Origin of the sequence: Vibrio jasicida 090810c, from assembly GCF_002887615.1 — a bacterium.
GTDB lineage: Bacteria > Pseudomonadota > Gammaproteobacteria > Enterobacterales > Vibrionaceae > Vibrio > Vibrio jasicida.
In genome coordinates this window covers 677742-700059 of sequence record NZ_CP025792.1, presented here as the reverse complement: position 1 = coordinate 700059, position 22318 = coordinate 677742, and the positions used below count along the sequence as shown (strand labels likewise).

General features: G+C 43.8%; 21 protein-coding genes. 12 read left to right on the top strand and 9 right to left on the bottom strand.

All coding sequences use genetic code 11. The features are described 5' to 3' along the window. Nucleotides 1–6 precede the first annotated feature (6 nt). From C1S73_RS03375 to pheT, 10 genes are all read left to right on the top strand, one after another. Complete coding sequence (locus C1S73_RS03375; protein ID WP_038868649.1) at nt 7–387, top strand: RidA family protein; 381 nt, start codon at nt 7–9, stop codon at nt 385–387. Nucleotides 388–397: 10 nt separating this feature from the next. Continuing rightward, nucleotides 398–787: a VOC family protein gene (locus C1S73_RS03370; protein WP_038868647.1), complete on the top strand. Its 390-nt coding sequence runs from the start codon at nt 398–400 to the stop codon at nt 785–787. A gap of 1 nt (nt 788) precedes the next feature. Further along, nucleotides 789–1103, top strand: a complete 315-nt coding sequence (locus C1S73_RS03365; protein ID WP_038868645.1) for a heavy metal-binding domain-containing protein — start codon at nt 789–791, stop codon at nt 1101–1103. A gap of 635 nt (nt 1104–1738) precedes the next feature. Continuing rightward, entirely contained in the window at nt 1739–2548 is an 810-nt protein-coding gene (locus C1S73_RS03360) for a helix-turn-helix domain-containing protein (RefSeq protein WP_038868644.1), read from the top strand. Nucleotides 2549–2718: 170 nt separating this feature from the next. Further along, nucleotides 2719–3507, top strand: coding sequence for a TetR/AcrR family transcriptional regulator (locus C1S73_RS03355; protein WP_038868643.1), 789 nt, complete (start codon nt 2719–2721; stop codon nt 3505–3507). A 214-nt stretch (nt 3508–3721) separates the two neighbouring features. Beyond that, the gene (locus C1S73_RS03350) at nt 3722–6100 is read left to right on the top strand and encodes an efflux RND transporter permease subunit (RefSeq protein ID WP_038868641.1); all 2379 of its coding nucleotides are present in this window, start codon (nt 3722–3724) and stop codon (nt 6098–6100) included. A gap of 26 nt (nt 6101–6126) precedes the next feature. Beyond that, nucleotides 6127–6918: an outer membrane lipoprotein-sorting protein gene (locus C1S73_RS03345; protein WP_038868640.1), complete on the top strand. Its 792-nt coding sequence runs from the start codon at nt 6127–6129 to the stop codon at nt 6916–6918. A gap of 33 nt (nt 6919–6951) precedes the next feature. Then, nucleotides 6952–8109, top strand: coding sequence for a hypothetical protein (locus C1S73_RS03340; RefSeq protein ID WP_373863211.1), 1158 nt, complete (start codon nt 6952–6954; stop codon nt 8107–8109). A 250-nt stretch (nt 8110–8359) separates the two neighbouring features. Next, nucleotides 8360–9343 (top strand): phenylalanine--tRNA ligase subunit alpha, encoded by a 984-nt coding sequence (gene pheS / locus C1S73_RS03335; protein ID WP_038868637.1) that lies wholly within the window; start codon nt 8360–8362, stop codon nt 9341–9343. Between the two features lie 18 nt (nt 9344–9361). Further along, nucleotides 9362–11767 carry a phenylalanine--tRNA ligase subunit beta gene (gene pheT / locus C1S73_RS03330; RefSeq protein WP_038868636.1) on the top strand — a complete coding sequence of 802 codons (2406 nt, stop codon included), beginning with the start codon at nt 9362–9364 and terminating at the stop codon, nt 11765–11767. A 109-nt stretch (nt 11768–11876) separates the two neighbouring features. Here the strand turns inward: pheT and C1S73_RS03325 are convergent, their stop codons facing one another. Together C1S73_RS03325 and C1S73_RS03320 are read right to left on the bottom strand one after the other, a co-directional pair. Next, on the bottom strand, nt 11877–12602 hold the full coding sequence (locus C1S73_RS03325; protein ID WP_038868747.1) for a metallophosphoesterase family protein: 726 nt from the start codon (nt 12600–12602) through the stop codon (nt 11877–11879). A gap of 87 nt (nt 12603–12689) precedes the next feature. Continuing rightward, the gene (locus C1S73_RS03320; protein ID WP_038868634.1) at nt 12690–13568 is read right to left on the bottom strand and encodes an AEC family transporter; all 879 of its coding nucleotides are present in this window, start codon (nt 13566–13568) and stop codon (nt 12690–12692) included. A gap of 528 nt (nt 13569–14096) precedes the next feature. Between C1S73_RS03320 and ihfA the strand changes: the two genes are divergently transcribed. After that, a complete protein-coding gene (gene ihfA, locus C1S73_RS03315) occupies nt 14097–14393 on the top strand; it encodes an integration host factor subunit alpha (protein ID WP_005427969.1) in 297 nt (98 codons plus the stop codon). Between the two features lie 135 nt (nt 14394–14528). Here ihfA and C1S73_RS03310 read toward each other — a convergent pair whose 3' ends face one another. Further along, nucleotides 14529–15302 carry a RelA/SpoT domain-containing protein gene (locus C1S73_RS03310; protein WP_038868633.1) on the bottom strand — a complete coding sequence of 258 codons (774 nt, stop codon included), beginning with the start codon at nt 15300–15302 and terminating at the stop codon, nt 14529–14531. A gap of 334 nt (nt 15303–15636) precedes the next feature. Between C1S73_RS03310 and C1S73_RS03305 the strand changes: the two genes are divergently transcribed. Then, nucleotides 15637–16287 (top strand): thiopurine S-methyltransferase, encoded by a 651-nt coding sequence (locus C1S73_RS03305; protein ID WP_038868632.1) that lies wholly within the window; start codon nt 15637–15639, stop codon nt 16285–16287. Between the two features lie 79 nt (nt 16288–16366). On the opposite strand, the gene purT is transcribed toward C1S73_RS03305, so the two are convergent. The 6 genes from purT to C1S73_RS03275 form a co-directional block, all read right to left on the bottom strand. Continuing rightward, nucleotides 16367–17542: a formate-dependent phosphoribosylglycinamide formyltransferase gene (gene purT / locus C1S73_RS03300; RefSeq protein WP_038868631.1), complete on the bottom strand. Its 1176-nt coding sequence runs from the start codon at nt 17540–17542 to the stop codon at nt 16367–16369. Between the two features lie 147 nt (nt 17543–17689). Continuing rightward, a complete protein-coding gene (cdd, locus tag C1S73_RS03295) occupies nt 17690–18577 on the bottom strand; it encodes a cytidine deaminase (protein ID WP_038868630.1) in 888 nt (295 codons plus the stop codon). Nucleotides 18578–18845: 268 nt separating this feature from the next. After that, entirely contained in the window at nt 18846–19523 is a 678-nt protein-coding gene (locus C1S73_RS03290; RefSeq protein ID WP_038868629.1) for an LrgB family protein, read from the bottom strand. A 1-nt stretch (nt 19524) separates the two neighbouring features. Continuing rightward, complete coding sequence (locus C1S73_RS03285) at nt 19525–19899, bottom strand: CidA/LrgA family protein (protein ID WP_038868628.1); 375 nt, start codon at nt 19897–19899, stop codon at nt 19525–19527. Between the two features lie 58 nt (nt 19900–19957). Next, nucleotides 19958–21379: an exodeoxyribonuclease I gene (gene sbcB / locus C1S73_RS03280; RefSeq protein WP_038868626.1), complete on the bottom strand. Its 1422-nt coding sequence runs from the start codon at nt 21377–21379 to the stop codon at nt 19958–19960. A gap of 212 nt (nt 21380–21591) precedes the next feature. Continuing rightward, nucleotides 21592–22272: a DUF1826 domain-containing protein gene (locus C1S73_RS03275; protein WP_038868625.1), complete on the bottom strand. Its 681-nt coding sequence runs from the start codon at nt 22270–22272 to the stop codon at nt 21592–21594. Nucleotides 22273–22318: the final 46 nt, after the last annotated feature.

Below are 22318 nucleotides of genomic sequence, written 5' to 3'. Positions count from 1 at the left end.
AACTACATGGTTCAACGCATCAGTTACGAATTTTTGCCGCAAATTGCTGGTCCTTATGTCCATGCGGCAAGACATTGTGAGACCTTGTATGTGTCAGGGCTGACAGCCATGGGTTCACCAAGTCAAAGTGAAAGCCTAATCGAGCAAACAAAAACGATTCTGTCTTACTTGTCGCGGATACTCATTGAAGAACAAAGAGAGAAACGCGATCTCGTCAAGCTGACGATATTTGTAACCGACATGAACCAATTGTCAGAGATTCGCTCGGTATTATTCGACTTCTATGAGGGCTATTTACCGGCTTGTTCATTAGTCGAGGTGAGCCGTTTGATTCACCCCGACTTATCTATTGAGATTGAGGCAGTCATCTCATCTGAAGCATTATAGAGAGGCTTTAATGAAAATAAACCGCTTGGATCACCTTGTACTGACAGTTAAAGACATTCAAACCACACTGGATTTCTATATACAGGTTCTCGGTATGGAAAGTGTTACTTTCGGTGAAGGACGAGTAGCCTTGATTTATGGAAAGCAAAAGATAAATCTTCACCAACTAGGGAACGAGTTTGAACCTAAAGCACGTCAAGTTGCTTCTGGCAGTGCTGATTTGTGTTTTATTACAGACACACCTATCTTGGATATTATCTCTCACCTTGAAGCTCATGCTATTGAGGTAATTGAAGGGCCTGTTCAACGGACCGGTGCAATTGGTAACATCCTATCTGTTTACATTCGAGACCCAGATGGTAACTTGATTGAGTTATCTAACTATCTTACTGAGGCTTAACATGATTTATTCAACAACCGAGACGATTCCAGGACGAGAAATCGCTGAGATAAAGGGTGTAGTAACGGGGAATGTGGTTCAATCTAAACACATTGGCCGAGACTTCATGGCGGGTCTAAAAAGTATCGTTGGCGGTGAGATTCGCGGTTATACAGAAATGATGACTGAAGCTCGAAATATCGCGATTCAGCGTATGGTCGAAGATGCAGCGAATATGGGTGCTGATGCGGTGGTTGGCATCCGTTTTACAACTAGCTCAATTGTTGATGGTTCTTCTGAAATTCTTGCGTTTGGAACGGCTGTGAAGCTCGTATAGTTGAAGAGGCTTTTGTCGTTTTAATACAGTGCAGATTGTTTTTTCGTTCGCTATTTTTAACTCCCCCCTTGTGTGTCATTCATGTCGGTGAGTTTGTCTCGCCATCTAGTACGAAAAGTCTGTCGACGTTGTCAATAAGTCCAAGACAACGTCGTTCCTAATTGGGTTCCTCTTCCTATCGTTTATATGCAGATCACCATTTCTAGGTATTTATTGTATCCATTCGTTGCTTTGAAATTTTGACTAAAGTGACTTCGATCGCACTGCGCTGCTAAACCTAATTGTGTTCACGAACCATCAGTCCTGCTGAATAATTATGCCTTTTTTGATGAATTGTTTTTAGGGCAAATGTTCTAACGCATAATGCTTGTTTGAGTCGTAAACTCTCGCCATATTTTTACTTTCTAGGATTTAATGCGACGAATAGCATTAAAACTATGATGTTTATAATGTAATGAATTTGCCAAATATAATGAAACTGAATGCATTTTAAGTGCCAGCATTTACATCGTAAATGTGAATGAAAGTATATTAATTCAAAGTTTTCTTATAAAAATATGAACTTATGCCTTGCGAAGTGATTCTAAATTGTTACAAATACTATACAGCTGTAACATTGCCATAAGGAATTGTAGATGAGAGAACTCACTCCCGAGTACTTGTTAGCCGCATTACGACAAGCGATAAAAACTAAAGGGCTAACATATCGAGAGTTATCTGAGAAAATGGGCATGCCGTTGTCCACTTTTAAACGTCATTTAACTAGTACTAACCTTGCTCTAGATAAGCTACTCGAGTATTGCCGCGCGGTTGACTGCACCCTCGATGAATTGCAGAAGCTGGCAAATCAACTTCAAGCTGAGGATCAAGATTACTTTAGCCACACGCAAGACGAAGTCTTTTTCCAATTTCCTCATCTTTACGATTTTTATCGAGAGTTACGGATGCTTCGTGGGAAAGACGGCTATACCATCCTAATGAAAAAGTATGACCTCTCGAAACAAAGTATGTCAGACTATTTAGGCGCGCTAGAGTTACTTGATCTGGTTTATGTTGATGAAGAAAACAACATTACGCTGCATGGTCCGCTTTACTACAGCTACGCTGAAAACTCGAAGCTTAACGACAAGTACACAGAGATCATCAAGGATCAAACGACCACGCACGAGAAGTGTGTTCGTGTTGCATTATCTCGAATGAAAATTACTGAAGAACAATTACTTACATTAGAAGAACAGGTCGCGAGCACTGTTCTCGATTTTCACTCCAAGAATGTCGTAGCAGAAAATTTCAATGTCTCCGATTTTACGAATGTCTTACTGGTTGCAGGACCACACCAACCTGTTACCTTCTCTGATGGAATTGTTCAAACTGATGGTAACTTTATTGAAGATATCCGATGTGCGATCGCTTCGGCTGGGGATAAGCCAAGTCTATCAATATAATCAGTAGTTATTTTTAGTGATTTATAGATTCATGCTTGTAATGTGTATTTGATGAGCTAATATGACGATGTGTCAATTATGACGATTCGTCAGAAAGGTAATGAACTTTCTGCCAATCATATTCGTGTTACTATTCGTTAGCGTCACATGGGGATACGGATCAAAGAATTATGTTTAATTTTGGCTGCAAAAAGAATGACAAACAGCAAGACTGTCGTGTTGTTTCCGGCTTAACGAAGAAACAACAGGCGATTGCCGATCGTGAGGTAGAGTTGATTCAGCTTGCGAAGTCATTGGTGCAAGAGCAGGGGTTTGCAAATCTCACGATGGATAAGCTAACCGCAGCGAGCCCTTATTCAAAAGGGACCATCTACAACCATTTTTGTAGCAAAGAGGACGTGATTCTTGCTTTATGTATCCATTCATTGAAGAGTGAAGCCGTGTTCTTCGAGCGTACGGCAAACTTTGATGGTAATACTCGCGAGAAGATCATTGCGATGCATGTTGGGTATCGTATTTATGCTCGCATGGAGCCTGTATTATCAACGTGTGCAATTGTTGCTAAAACGCCGTGGGTGATAGAAAAAGCATCTCCAACGCGCCTTAACGAATTAAACCAGTTGGAAGAAGAAGTGATATCCGGTGCGGACGCTTTGGTAAACCATGCAGTAGAAATAGGAGATCTTAAGTTTTCTCCAGCTGTTGGCTCAGATGCTATTGTGTTTGCTAATTGGTCTATTGCGTTTGGCTCTAATGCGCTGGCGCAAAATGCATCGAACAGTCGTTGTATCCAGCGCCTACAAGACCCCTTCTCTGTGCTTCACAATGCGAATATGTTACTTGATGGCCTAGGATGGTTGCCGCTCTCAACAGAGTGGGACTACCGTAAAACTTGGCGTCGAGTGGAGCAGGAATTGTTCAGTGAAGAAGTTGCATTCTTAGACTCAGTGAATCGCTGATTCCCATGAATGCAAAAAACCAATCCACTAAAGATTGGTTTTTTAATCACACTATTTGACGGATCGTCAATAACGATGATTTTTACACCAATAACCAATACCTCTAATTAAATCGGTGTAGAGATCGCGTTAGAAACGTATCTGGAATTAGAGAACAGCATAAGCTGCTTTTTTAACTCCGTTTTATGACGAAACGTCACAAAGGGAGAGTGTGATGAAACACCACCAAGCTCAACAAGCTTCCTCTGCTCAATGGGGGAAGATTCCAACCAAGTACAGTATATGGGTACTACTGGCCACAGTATTACTCGTTGTAATCGCGACAATAGGAGGAAAGAACCTTTATTTTCGTGGTGACTATAATATCTTTTTTGATGGCACTAATAAGCAGTTGCTTGCCTTTGATGAAATTCAAACCACCTTTGCTAAAACCGATAACTTAGCCATTGTTATTGCACCAGATAACAATGATGTCTTCACCCCAGAAACCCTCCAACTTGTCCAAAACTTAACGGTTGACTCATGGCAAGTCCCTTACTCAAGTCGTGTTGATTCCATTGCGAATTATCAACATACCGAAGCAATCGAAGATGATCTTCTTGTCGAAGACCTACTTTATGAAGACTATGAATTAACGTCGGCGCGCATTGCCAAAGTTAAGCATATTGCCCTGACGGAACCAGTGATTAAAAACGCTTTGATTTCTGAGAAGGGCGACGTAACGATTGTAAATATCACGGTTCAATTGCCTGAAGTTGATAAGACCGCTGAAGTTCAAGAAGTGATGAACCACATCAATAGGATGATTGAGCAATACCAGCAGAATTACCCAAATGTTGAGTTTCATAAAGCAGGCATTATCGCGATGAACTACGCCTTTATGACGGCTGCGCAAGAAGACAGTTCTACGCTGGTCCCTACGATGTTGCTTGTTATTCTCGTGTTCCTAACCATTATGTTACGTTCTTTCTTGAGTGTGATTGCGACCTTGGTCGTGATTATCGGGTCCGTGATGGCAACTATGGGATTATCTGGTTGGGCAGGTATGTTCCTGAGTACGGCGACGGTCAATGTCCCAACTTTAGTCATGACACTCGCGGTTGCAGATTGTGTTCACGTTATCGCCACGATGCGTCAGTCTATGCAAAATGGATTTAGCAAAGCGCATTCGATAGAACGCAGTATTGCACTCAACTTCATGCCAATCCTTATTACTTCAGTAACAACGGCGATTGGCTTTCTGATGATGAATATGTCGGATTCTCCAGTGTTACGAGACTTCGGTAATTTATCCGCGCTGGGCGTCATGATTGCCTGTTTCTTATCTGTTACTTTGTTGCCAGCCTTATTAAAACTGTTACCGATACGAGCCAAACAAAATACATCGAAAAACGGTTCTGATTTTATGGATAAGCTAGGCGATTTTGTGGTGACAAATCGAAAAGCCTTATTACCCCTTTCTGTTCTAGTGATCGTTGTCAGTGCTAGCTTAATCCCGCTAAACAAAGTGAATGATGAATCTGTGAAGTACTTTGATTCACGAAGTGACTTTCGCCAAGCCGCTGACTTTATGGAAGAGCGAATCAGTGGGATGACAAACATCAGTATTGCCATCAAAACTAATGAGTCGCAGGGAATAGCAGACCCAATATTTTTGAACTCGATTGGTCGTTTCACCGATTGGTTGCGTGCTCAGCCGGAAACTGATCATGTCGCAACTCTGGCGGATGTGTATAAGCGTCTAAATAAAAACATGCATGCCGACGATGATGCTTATTATTCACTACCACAAGATCGCGAATTAGCCGCGCAGTATTTGCTGCTTTACGAAATGTCACTGCCTTATGGGTTAGATCTCAACAATCAAATTAATGTTGATAAATCCTCAATTAAAATGGTTTTGACCGTCGATAACTTAGGCAGCGTTGAATTGGTTGACCTTGAGAATCGTATCTACGCTTGGTTTGCGAATAACGCGCCTCAATATGAAGTCGTTGCGTCGAGCCCTTCGTTGATGTTTGCCCACATTGGTGAAACCAACATGGCAAGTATGCTTTCTACCTTACCTATCACATTGGTGCTTATTTCTGCACTGCTCATCTTTGCGCTTCGCTCTCTCAAGCTGGGATTGATCAGCTTGGTGCCAAACATCGCACCAGCCGTCATTGGGTTTGGTTTATGGGCGCTGATTTCAGGAGAAATCAACCTAGGATTGTCTGTCGTAGTGACGTTGACACTCGGGATCGTGGTCGATGATGCCGTGCACTTTTTGTCAAAATATCAACGCGCACGTAAAGAAGGGCAAACTGCCGAGCAAGCGGTTAGATATGCGTTCCATACGGTGGGGCGAGCACTCTGGATAACGACTGTCGTTTTAGTCGCAGGTTTCTCTGTTTTGGCAATGTCGAGCTTCCGTTTGAATGCTGACATGGGCCAACTGAGTGCGATAGTCATCTTTATTGCCTTAGTTGTGGATTTCTTATTCCTACCAACGTTATTGATGTTATTCGATAAAGAAGCTTATGCACAAAACAAGACAATAAATAACCCGGATACGGACTCACAGAAAAGTGTTACGGCAACTCAGTTGTAATTCTGAAAACAGACAAGGATAGAATGATGAATTTACTCAATACACGATTGAAAGTAGCGGTAATAGCAGCCTCTTTTCTCATGACGCCATTTTCTTGGGCTGACGAAACCAAAGGTTTGGAAATTGCACAAGAACGCAAGGCTCGTGACGAAGGTTGGCGTGATTCTGTTGCGACAATGCAAATGATCCTGCGAAATGCTCAAGGGGAAAGCAGTACCCGAGCGATGCGCTTAAAGTCTCTTGAGGTAGTTGATGATGGTGACAAAGGGTTAACCATTTTTGATGAGCCACGTGATGTAAAAGGCACAGCATTCCTGAATCATTCACATACAGTGGGTTCCGATGACCAATGGCTCTATCTACCTGCATTAAAGCGCGTCAAACGTATTGCATCACGTAATAAGTCGGGGCCATTTATGGGCAGTGAGTTTGCGTACGAAGATCTAAGTTCGTTTGAAATTGAGAAGTATCGATTTAACTATCTCAAGGATGACGCTATCAAAGGGCAAGATACGTTTGTTTTAGAGCAAATTCCAACCGATAAAAATTCAGGTTACACCAAGCAAGTTGTGTGGTTGGACAAAGCGCATTATCGTCCAATGAAAGTAGAGTTCTATGACCGTAAAGGCGCGCTACTTAAGACTTTGGTTTTCTCTGATTACAAACAGTACTTAAATCAATATTGGCGAGCGCACACGATGGCGATGACCAATCACCAGACCGGCAAGAGTACTGAGCTGACAACAAGTGAGTTAACGTTCCAAACTGGATTAAAAGACACCGATTTCAACAAAAACATACTTAAGCGCGTTAAGTAAGGAGATCGAATGAGTAGGGTAAACATGGCCAGTATGATATTCGCTGGCCTAACCACTATGCCTTTCTCTGGCTCTTTATTGGCGGTTGAGTTAGCAGGACAGGTCAACATCGAGCATCGTCAGTTTTTCTCCGATGGTGCTCAGGGGCAGGGGAAAGGACAAGCTTCACTGGTTTTGCAGCCGGAGTTTTACTGGGACCTAAAAGATGGGGAAGCAAGTTTCACGTTCACTCCCTTTTATCGTTTAGACAGTATGGATGACGAGCGGACTCATGGTGATATTCGCGAAGCGTTGTATTTAACTTATTGGGATGACTACGAGCTACGTGTCGGCATCAGTAAAGTCTTCTGGGGTGTGACCGAGTCAGCACATCTGGTTGATGTCATAAACCAAGTCGATGCGGTAGAAGCCGTTGATGGTGAAGATAAACTCGGCCAACCCATGGTCCATTTTACGTCAGTCAAAGACTGGGGAGTGGTCGATGCCATGGTGTTGCCTTATTTTCGCGAACGAACATTTGCAGGCAAAGATGGGCGTTTGAGGATTGATCCCGTTGTATCTGATGATGCGCTGTATGAATCTAGCCGAGAAGAAAAGCATGTGGATGTCGCTTTTCGGTACGCACAAATGTTTGGCGATTGGGATGTTGGCTTAAGCTATGTTTATGGAACAAACCGTGACCCGTATTTTCGGTTTGATCAAGGAGAGTTAAAACCTTACTACGCCCTAATGAGCCATGTTGGGCTGGATGTTCAAGGCATCGTGGGCGATTGGTTATGGAAGCTAGAGAGTGTCTACCTCGATAGCTTCGACAATCATGTCGGCGTCGTGACCGGTTTTGAATACACGATAGTAGGCGCTTTTGAGACAGTATGGGACGTAGGCATTATTGGTGAGTATCTCTATGATAGCCGTGGGAACAACGCGCAAAATATCGGTCAAAATGATGTCTTTGCAGGCATTCGTTTAGCGCTCAATGACGAAGACGGCACAGAAATCTTAACGGGTATAACGCAAGATCTCGACAACTCCGATGTGTACAACGCAAAACTTGAGGCTTCCAGCCGCATTTCAAATCATTTCAAGTGGCAAATCGATGCTTGGTTGTTTAAAAACGAAACGCCTACCGATCTGCTTTACTTCGCCAGAGACGATGACTTTGTCGAGCTATCTATTCAATACTATTTTTAGCATTGTCGACTGACCTAAAGTGTTTTCACTTGGGGACGAAACTGCAGTATTTATGCACAAAGCAGCAAGCCATAATCCTAGGGATTTACGTGCAAAGCTGCTTTTTTTGCGTTTTTGTGTTCTTTTTATTCAATAACCTCTTCTTTTCATAATTCAATTTGGCTTTGGTGGCGGGTTTGGCTACTATGTACAGCTATCAAAAAACCAATCACTCCCTTATGGATACTACCAATAGGTAGATGAGGAAACGATGCAACATCTAGAAGAGATCATTGCTAACGCGAGTGCAGCAATTGAAGCCGCAGAATCGCTAGTCGTACTTGATGAAGTGCGTGTTCAGTATCTAGGTAAAAAAGGTGAGCTAACTGCTCAACTTCAAAGCCTAGGTAAACTACCACCAGAAGAGCGCCGTGAAGCGGGTCAAGAGATCAATAAAGCGAAAGGCGTAGTTCAGCAAGCTATCGCAGCCCGTAAAGATGCACTACAACGTGCAGAGCTTGAAGCGAAGCTAGCAGCAGAAACGATTGACGTAACACTACCAGGTCGTCGTATCGAGAACGGTGGTCTACACCCAGTTACTCGTACTGTTGAGCGTATTGAAAAGTTCTTTGGTGAACTTGGCTTTAATACTGAGTCTGGTCCAGAAATCGAAGATGCATTCCACAACTTTGATGCACTAAACATTGCCGCTGATCACCCAGCGCGTACTGACCACGATACTTTCTTCTTCAACCCTGATTTGATGCTTCGTACTCACACGTCTGGCGTACAGATCCGTACAATGGAAAATGGCAAACCACCATTCCGTTTCATTGCACCGGGCCGTGTATACCGTAACGATTACGACCAAACGCACACGCCAATGTTCCACCAAGTGGAAGGCATGTTAGTTGATGAGAACGTGAACTTCGCTCAACTAAAAGGCATTCTGCACGACTTCCTATGTAACTTCTTTGAAGAAGAAGTAGAAGTTCGTTTCCGTCCATCTTATTTCCCATTTACAGAGCCTTCGGCTGAAGTAGACGTAATGGGTAAAAACGGCAAATGGCTTGAAGTTCTAGGCTGTGGCATGGTTCACCCGAACGTACTACGCAGTGTAGGCATCGACCCTGAGAAATACTCTGGCTTTGCATTCGGTATGGGTGTAGAGCGTCTAACGATGCTTCGTTACGGCGTAAACGACCTACGTGCGTTCTTCGAGAACGACCTTCGTTTCCTAAAACAGTTCAAGTAATCCAGGGGATAAATCACTATGAAATTCAGCGAATCATGGCTTCGTGAGTGGGTTAGTCCTTCGATTACCACTGACGAACTAACTCACCAAATTACAATGGCGGGTCTAGAAGTTGACGACGTACTACCTGTAGCAGGTTCGTTCAACGGCGTTAAAGTTGGTCACGTTGTTGAATGTGGTCAGCACCCAGATGCGGACAAGCTACGTGTAACGAAAGTTGACGTGGGTGAAGAAGAGCTTCTAGACATCGTTTGTGGCGCACACAACTGTCGCCAAGGTTTGAAAGTAGCAGTAGCAACAGTTGGTGCTGTTCTTCCGGGCGATTTTAAAATCAAAAAAGCGAAATTACGTGGTCAACCATCTCACGGTATGCTTTGTTCATTCACTGAACTAGGTATCGACGTTGAGTCAGACGGCATTATGGAACTAGCAGAAGACGCAGTAATCGGTACCGATTTCCGTGAATTCCTAGGTTTAGACGACGTAACGGTAGACGTAGACCTAACAGCAAACCGTGCTGACTGTTTCAGCATTCGCGGTATGGCACGTGAAGTAGGTGTACTAAACCGCGCTGACGTGACTGAGCCATCAGTAGAAGCAGTAGCGACTTCAATCGAAGACAAAGTGTCTATCGAAGTGAAAGCGCCAGCTGCGTGTCCACGTTACCTAGGTCGTGTGGTTAAGAACGTGAACGTTCAAGCTGAAACGCCACTATGGATGCAAGAAAAATTGCGTCGTTGTGGTATTCGCTCAATCGATCCTGTTGTAGACATCACTAACTACGTGCTTCTAGAGCAAGGCCAACCAATGCACGCATTCGATCTAGCGAAGATCGAAGGTGGCATCGTAGTTCGTATGGCTGAGCAAGGTGAGAAGTTAACTCTTCTTGACGGCAGCGAAGCAGAACTAAACGCAGATACGCTAGTAGTAGCAGACCACAACAAAGCACTTGCAATTGCAGGTATCTTTGGTGGTGAGGAGTCTGGTGTAACAACTGAGACTAAAGACGTTCTACTAGAGTGTGCATTCTTTGCACCTGACCACATCCGTGGTCGCGCACGCAGCTACGGTCTGCATACAGATTCTTCTATGCGTTTTGAGCGTGGTGTGGATTACGCACTGCAAGTAAACGCAATGGAGCGTGCAACAGAGCTTCTTGTTGAAATCTGTGGCGGTGAAGTTGCACCTGTTGTTGCTGTAGAGTCTGAAACAGACTTACCTAAGCCAAACAAAGTTGCTCTACGCCGTACTAAACTAGACAACCTACTAGGTCACCACATTGTTGATGCTGACGTAGTAGAAATCCTAGAGCGTCTAGGTTTGACTGTTGAAGCTTCAGAAGAAGGTTGGATGGCAGTAGCGCCAACATGGCGTTTCGATATCGCTATCGAGCAAGACCTGATTGAAGAAGTTGGCCGTATTTACGGTTACGACAACATCCCTAACCAACACCCAGTAGCAGCGCTTAAGATGCACAACCACGTTGAAGCGGATCTTCCACTGAAACGCGTTCGTGATCTTCTTGTTGACCGCGGTTACCACGAAGCAATTACATACAGCTTCGTTGAGCCAGAGCAACAAAAGCTAGTTGTTCCAGGTGTTGAGCCGCTAATCCTGCCATTCCCAATTTCAGCGGATATGTCAGCGATGCGTCTTGGTCTTATCCAAGGTCTGCTGAACACGGTTGTTCACAACCAGAAACGTCAACAGCCACGCGTTCGTCTATTCGAATACGGCCTACGTTTCATCCCATGTGAATCTGCAGAAAACGGTATGCGCCAAGAGCCAATGCTTGCAGGTGTTATCGCTGGTACTCGTGGTGAAGAGCACTGGGATATCGAAACTAACACTGTTGATTTCTTCGATCTTAAGGGCGATCTAGAAGCGATTCTAGAGCTATCTGCGAACGAAAAAGCATACTCTTTCGCTGCACTGTCACCTGAAAGCAAAAAAGCTAACCCAGCACTTCATCCAGGTCAATCTGCGACAATCATCGTAGATGGCAAAGAAGTGGGCGTGATCGGTACAGTTCACCCTGAGCTTGAGCGTAAGTTCGGTCTAAACGGTCGTACTATCGTATTCGAAATCGAATGGTCTGCAATCAACAGCAAAGTGATCCCAGAAGCGGTAGCACTTTCTAAATTCCCTTCAAACCGTCGTGATATCGCGGTAGTCGTGGACGAAGCTGTTGCATCTGGTGACATCGTTAACGCTTGTCTAGAGCAAGGTGGCGAGTTCCTTAAAGATGCGAAACTGTTCGACGTTTACGTAGGTAAAGGTGTTGAAGAAGGTAAGAAGAGCCTAGCCATTGCTCTGACTCTACAGTCACTTGAGCGTACGCTTGAAGATGCAGATATCGCTGGTGCGGTTGACGCTATCGTTGCTCACGTTTCTGAGAAGTTTGGTGCGTCTCTACGTGACTAATCTTGCGTAACGCATCTTCTTAAGAAATGAAAACCCTGCCAGTTTGGCAGGGTTTTTTGTATTTTTGTATTTTTGGAATAGGGAATAGGGAATAGGGAATAGGGAATAGCTAGAGCCAAATTGTCTCCACTTTGATCCTCTCATCTTCAAAGAAAATCTTATTCACACCAATCTTTTCACTTCGGTTGTATTCGTCAATACTGTGGTCAAAGCCGTAAGCGGTGGCGGGGGCCATATGTTGAGTCACACCTTGCTTCGTCACCGTTAGTGCATCATGACCATGCCCGCAAATTACATCTTGAACTCGATGCTTAGCCAAAAGCGCAAGTAAGCTTGCATCGTTCTCCAAACAAATCGCTTTCATCCAGTCTGAGCCGACAGGAATAATGGGATGGTGGACAACGACAATCGGGTTGGTTGCATGGCGAAGCTGCCGTTTAAAGCGGGCAACTCCACGGTTATCAACTCGGCCAGAGCCAAGAGGATGGTGTTCATCTAATGGTTTAGCGCTCGAATCTAAAAACAATACTTGTCGCCCATGAATTTCCGCTTTTTCAACAACATGAATGCTGCTATCACGAAATTCTTCTTTCATTAGGATGAAGTCATCATGGTTACCTGCAATGGCATAAACGTGTTTGTTTTGGATATGTTTATTTAAGAACGCAAGCAAAGCTTGATAGTCGCTAGCCCTAGGGTTGCAGCATAGGTCTCCTGTCAGTAGGAGAGTGTCGCAGGTGTTTTCATTTTGAGCCGTATTAAGGGCTTTGCGAAGGCGGTTAAAGCTGGATTCATCGCTTAAGTGGCAATCACTAATTTGGATAACGGTACGCACGATTATGAAATAGCCTGACATTCTATTGAGTTATTTAGTGCAGTGTAACATTGTTAATCGCTGTGTGGTCCGCGAGCTTTGATGCCTTTATGTCAATGAAAGCGTAAACATTAACAGTAATGGTAGCGTGAGAATGCTAAAGAAGTTACCAAATAGCACCATAGAGGCGACGGTCATCGGCTCTATGTTCAATCGTTCAGCAAAAAGATAATTCATCACTGCTGGTGGCAACATTGTAAATAGCACCATCATTTGCAATTGCATGGTTGGAAGTGGGATAAGCCAATAAATTACCGCAAACGCGACCGCACCAGTTAACAACGACTGCACTGTACAAAGCAACCCTACTCTCAAACCACCAAGTCTTAAGTTACACATCTGAGCACCCAGAGAAAGCAGCATGACAGGGACAGCGGCTTGTCCAAGTAAAGCGGTCGCTTCGTAAAATGGTGGCCAAACGTTGAATCCAGAAAGGTTGATAATGAGTGCTAAAGAAGCAGAGATAAAAATAGGCATTTTAAACATTTGCTTCAATGGGTTGCCACTACTTAGAAGCATCACGCCCAAACTGATATGTAAACAGGCAGAAACCACAAACAACAATACTGCAGAAGGGAGAGCTAGCTCTCCAAAAGTATAGGTGAACAACGGAATTGCAAGGTTTCCGCTATTTCTAAACATATGTGGTGGTGCCCACGCTTTGAAAGAGAGTCCTGTTAACTTGGCTATGGGTAGCATGAGTAATCCAGGGACGATAACAGCAATAATTGCGGCCAGTAGGAGGGGGGCTTGCCCAATATCAAGAGGCATGCTGACCAAAGACGAAAAGACCAATGCAGGAGTAAACACATCCATGTTGATGCGATTGATCGGCCGAAAATCTGGTTTGATATAACGTCCGACTAAATAACCCGCACAAGCTAAAGCAAAAACAGGGAACAGAATACTGATGACTTGGTGAAACATTGGGCGCTCTGAACGGGAGTTATTTATTTGCAAACAGTACCAACGTTTCTCTATGTCGTCATTGTTATCTCATCAGAATATTGGCACCGTTCAAGCTTTCTTTTTATGGAAAAATCAGCAGTATCTGCATTAAAAGTAACTTGAATGGTACTGGTCAGATCTATATTGCTCATCACTCAAACCACTGAAAAATTGGAAAGTTTTTTGTCAATTGTTTGTAAATTGACCAGTATCTGACATTTTTGTTAAATAGTGATTAATGTTGTTTTTTGTTTTCAAACTAGTAATTTGAACTGGATATTTTTCCTTGAAAAGAGAGAATTAAAGTAAAATCTCGAAATATTGGTGGGTAAAGTAGCTTCCTCTTCCAGTGAACGATATATTAGCAAAGAAAAAAGTTGGCGAAAATCATAAGCTTGGCATACACTTCCTGATGTAACCCCGATATGTTGTTGAATTGGTAGGGTAAAACTGCTCTGGCGCTACACATAAGGTAGCATTGTTTAACATAGCTTTGAGGAAAGTTTTATGGCGCTCACAAAAGCCGAACTTGCAGAAAACCTGTTTGATAAATTGGGATTTAGTAAACGGGACGCCAAGGAAACGGTGGAAGTGTTCTTTGAAGAGATTCGTAAGGCACTGGAAAGTGGCGAACAGGTAAAACTGTCAGGTTTTGGTAACTTCGATCTTCGTGATAAGAACGAACGACCTGGTCGTAACCCGAAAACTGGTGAAGATATTCCAATTACTGCTCGACGTGTCGTTACGTTCCGCCCGGGTCAGAAGTTGAAAGCTCGCGTAGAGAACTTAAAGGCAGACCAGTAAGCCATGTAACATGGATTGAGACCACGCTTTGTCGTGGTCTTTTTGTCTGTAGGTTTCGGTATTTACTAAAGAACAAATAAAAAACCACCGCAATTTCGGTGGTTTTTTAGTATTAAGTACATCAGTTTATGTCAATTATGCCGCTTCTAAGTGTGTCGTTAGGTATGGATGCCATGCCTCTTGATACAAGTTTTTAGATTGCGTACGCATGTTTCTAATTGATGCCATTTCTAAGTCATTCAAATGGCGATCCTCCACTAGAGCTTGACGCTCTAATTTCTGAATTTGTTCATATAAGTCGTGTTCTGGACCGTTTTTTACATCCGCAATAGCTTTTAAATGCAGCTGTACTTCGGCAACGAGGTTGGTCTTAGGCAAACGAACTAAGAGGTTTAGGTCTCGATAACCGGAAGCTGTTGGTTTTTTAAAGCGGTTTTTCACTTTAACTATCGTTGTTTCACGCTCTAACGCTTCGTATACCGAAACCAAGCTTGCTACATCGTCAGCAACAATGGTTGCACGTGCTAAGTCAGTGATTCGGTTTACTTGACCGTCCAATTCGTGAACAATTTTCTCTTCGGCACGGTGCTGAGATTTAACGCCAGCAAAGTAAGGCTGAGCATCAGTAAGAAGGGCAGTACTTTTACAGATAGTCTCTAGCTCGAACTGCGCTTGGTGAGCTTTGCTGTAAAGTACGTCGAAATCTGAATAAGGCTGAGTTGGTTTGGAGTCGATTGACTGAATACCATACAAACCACTAAGGCTATGTTTGAACAATTTTGAACAAACTTCGTTTTGACTAGCTGAACGATCTTGTTCGTTATTTGTGACATTTGGAAGTGCGGCGAACGCCGGCGCACGGCTTAGTACTAGAAGCATCAATGCTGTAGTACGTAGAAATAAGCTCATTCACTCTCCTTAACTTGCTTGCACTTAGAAAATGGGTAACGAAAAGGTCACTAAGATTCGCAAATCAGGTACTACCTATTTAATGGGGGCTCTGTGAAAGATTCCAAGGCTGAGTTTTAACCTAATAGTAGAATCGTGTTCCAGATCACCATTTCGCTTGCCTTTATTCTGACAACCAGAAAAAGGAAGGGTTCATTCTTGAACGATAGCTATTCTACCAATGCTGTATTAACCAAAGATGAACAACATAGACAAATTTGAAAAAATCATTAGTCTTAGCCCACAAAGTAGCGTTAATGCTCATTGTATTTATCAGCCGACAAGTAGAAGTAAAATGAGAGATCAAGAATTTTGGCACAACAAATGGGCGAGTAACCAAATCGGTTTTCACCTAGATGATGTAAACCCACTATTGCCAGTATTTTGGCAACGCACCAACCCAAAACGTGAAGACATAGTGTTGGCTCCTCTGTGTGGTAAGTCTGAAGACCTAATTTGGCTTGCGACGAAACATGACGAGGTTCAAGGTGTTGAGCTAAGCCAAATTGCGGTAAGAGCATTTTTTGCTGAGCATTTCTATACCCCGACCGTTACGTCGATTAACGGCATGCATGAGCTGTATCAGTTCGACGAGCTGTCCATTTATACAGGTGACTTTTTTACTGCGCCAGTTTCTAAAGCCGATATCATTTATGATCGTGCAGCCTTGGTTGCATTGCCTCAAGAGATGCGAGAAGAATACGTAGTTCGTCTTAAGCAACTGTTGAACCCTGGCGGACGTATTTTACTTGTGACTCTTAACTACCCACAGGATGAGATGTCAGGACCTCCATTTAGCGTGCCAGTCGAAGAGATTGAACAGTTGTTTACGGGTTATAAGGTAACTTGTTTAAATGTCGACCAAGCCGACGAAAACCATCCGAAAATTGCGAAGAAAGGTCTAAGTCGCTTCTCTGAAGAAGTGTACTTAATAGAGAGCGAATAAAGGGCTTTCGAACCCACAGAAAGAAAAAGCGCAGCCAAATTGAGCTGCGCTTTTGTACATATTGAGCTGATTAACGAAATCAGTAAACGATCTGTACTTTAGATGCGCTGTTCACTGCATCTTCAATCGAATCTTCAATCGTTTTACGGCGAGTTAAAACGACACCTAAGCGACGGCGACCGTCGATTTCTGGCTTACCAAACAAGCGAACTTGTGTTTGTGGTTGAGCCAGCGCTTTTGCAATATTATCAAAGCGGATATCGGTGGAGGTGCCTTGCCCAAGAATGACTGCTGATGCTGAAGGACCATACTGAACGATGCTGTTAATCGGCATACCAGTAAACGCGCGAACATGAAGTGCAAATTCAGACATTTCTTGAGAAATCATGGTTACCATGCCAGTGTCGTGTGGGCGAGGGGAAACTTCATTAAAAATAACCTTATCGCCTTTAACAAATAGCTCTACACCAAAGATGCCGTAGCCACCTAGTGCATTAACGACTTTCTCTGCTGTGTATTCAGCCGCTTTGATGGCGTTGTCTGACATTGCTTGTGGCTGCCATGATTCACGGTAATCACCATCTTCTTGGCGATGCCCGATCGGAGCACAGAAATGCACTCCGTCAGCTGCGCGCACGGTTAACAGTGTGATTTCATAATCGAAGTCAATAAAACCTTCAACAATCACACGTCCAGCACCTGTACGCCCACCTTCTTGTGCATAATCCCACGCGGTTTGAACATCTTCTTCTGATTTGATAACGCTTTGACCTTTACCTGAAGAGCTCATCACTGGCTTCACAACACATGGGATACCAACATGTTCTACTGCCGCTTTAAAGTCCTCAAAGCTATCAGCAAACTGATAAGGGGAAGTGTTTAGCGCCAACTCTTCAGCAGCAAGACGGCGAATGCCTTCACGGTTCATTGTTAACTTAGTTGCTTTCGCTGTAGGAACAACATTCAAGCCTTTTTCTTCTAATTCGACTAATTTGTCGGTCGCGATAGCTTCAATTTCAGGAACCACGTAAGCAGGTTGCTCTTTGTTGATGATCTCTTCCAGTGCCTGACCATCAAGCATGTCGATGACGTAGCTACGATGCGCCACTTGCATCGCTGGAGCATCGGCATAACGGTCGCATGCGATTACTTCCAAACCAAGACGTTGACATTCAATTGCCACTTCTTTACCAAGCTCGCCAGAGCCCAAAAGTAATACACGGGTAGCATGAGTGCTAGTAGCAGTACCGAACATAGTGTTCCCTTACAAAATAAAGTGATGAAACAGAAATTGCAGAGGATCATACTGATTTTTACGGATGAAGCAAACGTTTGCGCATGGTTTTTGATAATAAAAAAGGCCCTACTTCAAGTAGAGCCTATCTCTTAAGCATCGTATGAATTAAACGTTCACAAAACTCACTGGAATATCAGGATTTAGTGCTTCTAGCGTTGATTGAGTATCAGCTAGGTGACTGATCTTGCCTTGTGAGTTTTCAACTAAGGCTGCTGCTTTGATGTCTTCAAACTGCTCACCCGACATCAAGATCTGAATCAGAGCAACTTGAAGTGGAGGAAGGCTAGGGTTGAACGCTGCATTCTCTGCATACGCGCCTTGGAATACGCGACCGCTGTTCATCTCAAGCGCAATACCGCTTAAGTTGTTAGTGTATGGCGCGTGGCTGATGTTCATCGCATTGACGGCTTTTTGGATTAAAGCATCGTCTTCATCACAAACAAACTCGTGCTTCACCTCAGCCATAAGACCTGACTCAATGCCTAGATCCGCTGGACCAAACGCTTCAGGAAGGTAGTGATGAAGTGACTTTTCTTCACGTTCTGGTAATTGGATCTTCAGTTCTTTCGCGGTGCTTAGTTCATTCATGAACTGACGGCAGTGACCACAAGGGCTGTAGTTGATGGTAATGTCTTTTACGCCATGTTCGCCTTTCATCCAAGCGTGGCTAATCGCGCACTGCTCAGCATGAACGGTTTGACCCAGTTGAACGCCGAAAAACTCCATGTTCGCGCCAAAATAAAGACGACCTGTTAGGCCGCGAACAATCGCACCTACATAAAACTCAGAAATCGGAGCGTAAGAAAACGCTGCGGCAAAAGGAAGTAGAGCAACACGAAGCTCTTTGTCTGAAAGGTTGGTAGCGTTCAGCAGCTCATCAAACTGTTGCTCAGAAATAGTGGCATCAAAATCGTCAGCGAGAACGATAGGAGCAAGATGTGTTGAAAGTGCTTCAGGAGCGCTTGCTAGCGCCTGTTCAATGCGACTTTTCATGTCGAATCCTTGTTATTGCATGGACAGTTATTCTATGCGAAAGATGGAAATGTTCTGTGCTTTAGATCACGTTAATGTCTGTAATGATAATTTACGTTACATAGTTAGAGTGAGCTCACACATGTATTCGATTGCACAGAGGCTTAACGTTATCTCTATCCCATAAATAACTATATCAACTCAGATTCATACTGCGAATTTTTTGGAAAGGAGTTAAAGCCTGCTCAGTCTATTTACGTCAAGAAAGAGCAGGCTTTGGCATTTATCTTTATTGGTATAACCAAACGGCTAAAGCAAAGAAGCTTGGCGCAAGTATCGATGTGATAATACCGCACAACACGAGTGCGAGTGATGAAAAGGCAGCATCACCGGGTTGTTTCTCTGCGCAAGTTGCCGTACCAAGCGCGTGGGAAACAGTACCCATTGTTAATCCGCGCGCAATAGGGTGTTTGATGCCGATAAGATTGAAGATTGGATACGCCAAAATCGCACCGAATAAGCCAACAATAAGCACAAGAATGGCGGCAACAGCGGCTTCACCACCTAAGTGGCTAGAGATCTCCATTGCGATAGGCGTTGTTACCGATTTACCCACTAAACTCGCAATGAGGCTAATATCTGCTTTGAATGCAACGGCAATCAGTGTCGTTGTTAGCATAGACATCACGCTGCCTAAAGAACAAGCCAGCGCGATAATGCGCCAATTGGCTTTGATTTGAGGCAGTTGCTCATAGAGCGGATACGCTAGCGCAACAACAGCGGGTTGGAGTAAGAAACTGATGTACTCGTTATCGGCATAGTAAGTCTCGAACGGTACCTTCAAAAAGGTAAGCAATGGAATTAACACAGCAATACTGATCAGTAGCGGATTCGCGATAGGATTATTGACCTTAATGGCGATTTGACGTGCTGCGAGGAAAACAACAATAGTGACAATTAACCACATATTAATGCTTCTCCTTTAGCAAGTAATCTAAGAACCATGCCAAACTGACCAGTACAATCAGTGAGCCGCCAACTGCACTCGCAATAATAGGGAGCGCGTTTGCCAACAACATATCAAAGTGTTGCATCAAACCAACACTGATTGGGACGAACAATAAGATCATGTAACGAATAAAAAGCGTTGCTCCTGGCTTTACCCATTCAACTTTAACTAAGCCAAGGGTCATAGAGAAAAACAGCACAAGCATGCCAAGAACACTTCCGGGAACGGAGATGCCAGCGAATTTTTGAATTGTGTTGCCGATACCAAGTGCTCCCATAATAAGTGCGAGGGAAATAAGCAAATGGATCAGCTGTAGTAATCGGTCTTTAATCATTTTGACAGCATATAAAACAACAAACACACCCGAAGGTGCGTTTGAACAAGGTAAGAAATTAGGAGGCTAGGCTCTCTACGTAACGATAGACAGATTTTAATAGTGCTATCTTCTTTTCGTCACTTTCATGTTCGTGAACTAAGTTTTCTAAATTCAGCATGTACTCTTCAATTTGGCTTTCGAAAACTTCACGACAGTGTTGTGCCCAACGTCTTTGTTCTTGTTCATCCAGTGTGCCAGCGTAGTGACGGGCACGGTAACGGAACAACAGTGGTTTAATTCGTTTATCGTCGAATTCGATATCAAGAGCTGCGAGGTTGTTTGGATCCGTTTCTCGGATGATATCCATTGCTGCTCGATCGGCTGGGGAGAAAAATCCATCGTACAGCTGCGTATCAACGTCATCGCTCTTTTCGAATTCACGCTCAATAGAGAATAGACTAATAAGTTTGTCTCGGATCTCTGGATGCTGACGAAGTAAAGCAAGATTGCTTAAGCATTTTTGGCGATCAATACCAATCAACTCTGCGTTTTCGGCTGTCAAAGTCTTTGCGGGAGCAAGAATAGGGCACTTATTCAAATGCACCAGTTTGACAGGAACAGGAAGCAAGTCTCCTAATTCATCGCGTTTGGTGTACAAGCGTTCTTTTAGCTCTTCTGCCGAAAGGTCGAGGATCGGCTGAGGATCTTTTGCCAAGTCAATCGTGATAACGGCGTTGTTGTTTGTTGGATGCCAAGCGACAGGTACGATCCAGCTTGTATACTGGCATTCACGCCCTAACATGCCAGAAACGTGCATTAACGGTGTCATGTTGACGATATCAACAAGGTCGTTCAGTTTGCGTTTGTTACGCATAGAGAAAAAGTAATCAAACAGCTTCGGTTGTGCCGCTTTGACTTTCTTCGCCATTTCGATGGTCGCAATGACGTCGGCCATCGCATCATGGGCGTTACTGTGCTCGATACCGTTGGCTACCGACAAGTGTTCCAATTTAAAGCTGGTAAAGCCTTCATCATTTTCTGGCCATTCCACGCCTTCTGGCCGAAGCGCATGACATGCGCGCATTACGTCCAACAAATCCCAACGTGAGTTGCCGTTTTGCCAGCTCCATGCGTAAGGGTCGATAAAGTTACGGTAACAGGTGTAACGTGTCACTTCATCATCGAAACGAATACTGTTATATCCAAGGCTAGTTGTCTTTGGCTTCGAAAGCTCTGCATGGATCTTAGCGATAAACTCAGGCTCAGGTAAGCCTTCTTGCATTGCTTTTTGCGGCGTGATACCGGTAATCAAAGCTGCTTCGGGAGAAGGGAGGTAATCAGCAGGTGGTCGGCAATACATGACTAATGGTTCGCCGATGATATTGAAGTTTTCATCTGTACGAACACCAGCGAATTGGCTCGGACGATCTTTGGCTGGACTTGTACCCCAAGTCTCGTAGTCAAAGAAGAAAAAAGTGGGCTGATTATCTTGGTGCATTCTGCTTACCGTTTACGGAACCGATGGGAGTATTAGACCATTCAACGCCTTGACTCGCAACGAAAGATGCAAGGTGAAGTTGTGAAAATGAAAAAGAGGTCGTATAAGCATCAGCTCGATAATTTATGTCTGGTTAGCGTGTAAGCAGTAAGGCATTTCTTTATTGAAATAACTGGCGCTATTTGAGCGCATATCGAGTGCTGTGTATTTTCCTAACCAAAATCCAGTGTCATTAATAATCGGGTTTCGTTAGACATAATGTTCGGTGAGCGGTGTACCAAGCCCGTATGCTCATTACCTATCCAGCGCCCACCCTTAAGAAGGGCAACATCACCACAAGCAAGTTGCTGTATATCAGACTCTACGTCATATAAGCCCGACTCTGAATCTGGCAATCCGTTACTCCCGCGCCCCAACTTAGAGCGATCGACAGTACTATTTTGAAGCCATTGCGTGCCGCTACCAAAATAGCTCGTAACCAATCGGCAAGGTACTTGGTCAACGTGAAAGCGGGGACACATTGCGCTATTGAGCGTTGCGAGGCGTAATCCTGCATCTTTTAGTTCAAACAGATAACAGAACATATCAACCAACTCAGCAATATTTCTTAGTAGCACTTCTGGCGCGTTTCCATCAGTTGCGAATTGCAACGCTTCTAAGGCGTTTTCTGGAGATACGCTTAAGGATTTACCAAAGTTGGGGTTTGATGTAACAAACGCTTTGCTTGCATCAATAAGTTGTTGATCAAATTGACGCTGCCAAATCGCGATATTTATGTCTTCTTGATAAATGTCTGCCAACACCGTCGGTTCTTTCCGTGCACTGAAACATGCAGTTTTGTGTGTGTTTCCCAAGGCTTCAGTTGTAATGGACTCGGTTAAAGTTGAAGTCATGATATAACCTCCGATGTTATTCGTATGCGGCTTTAGTTTGTTGAAA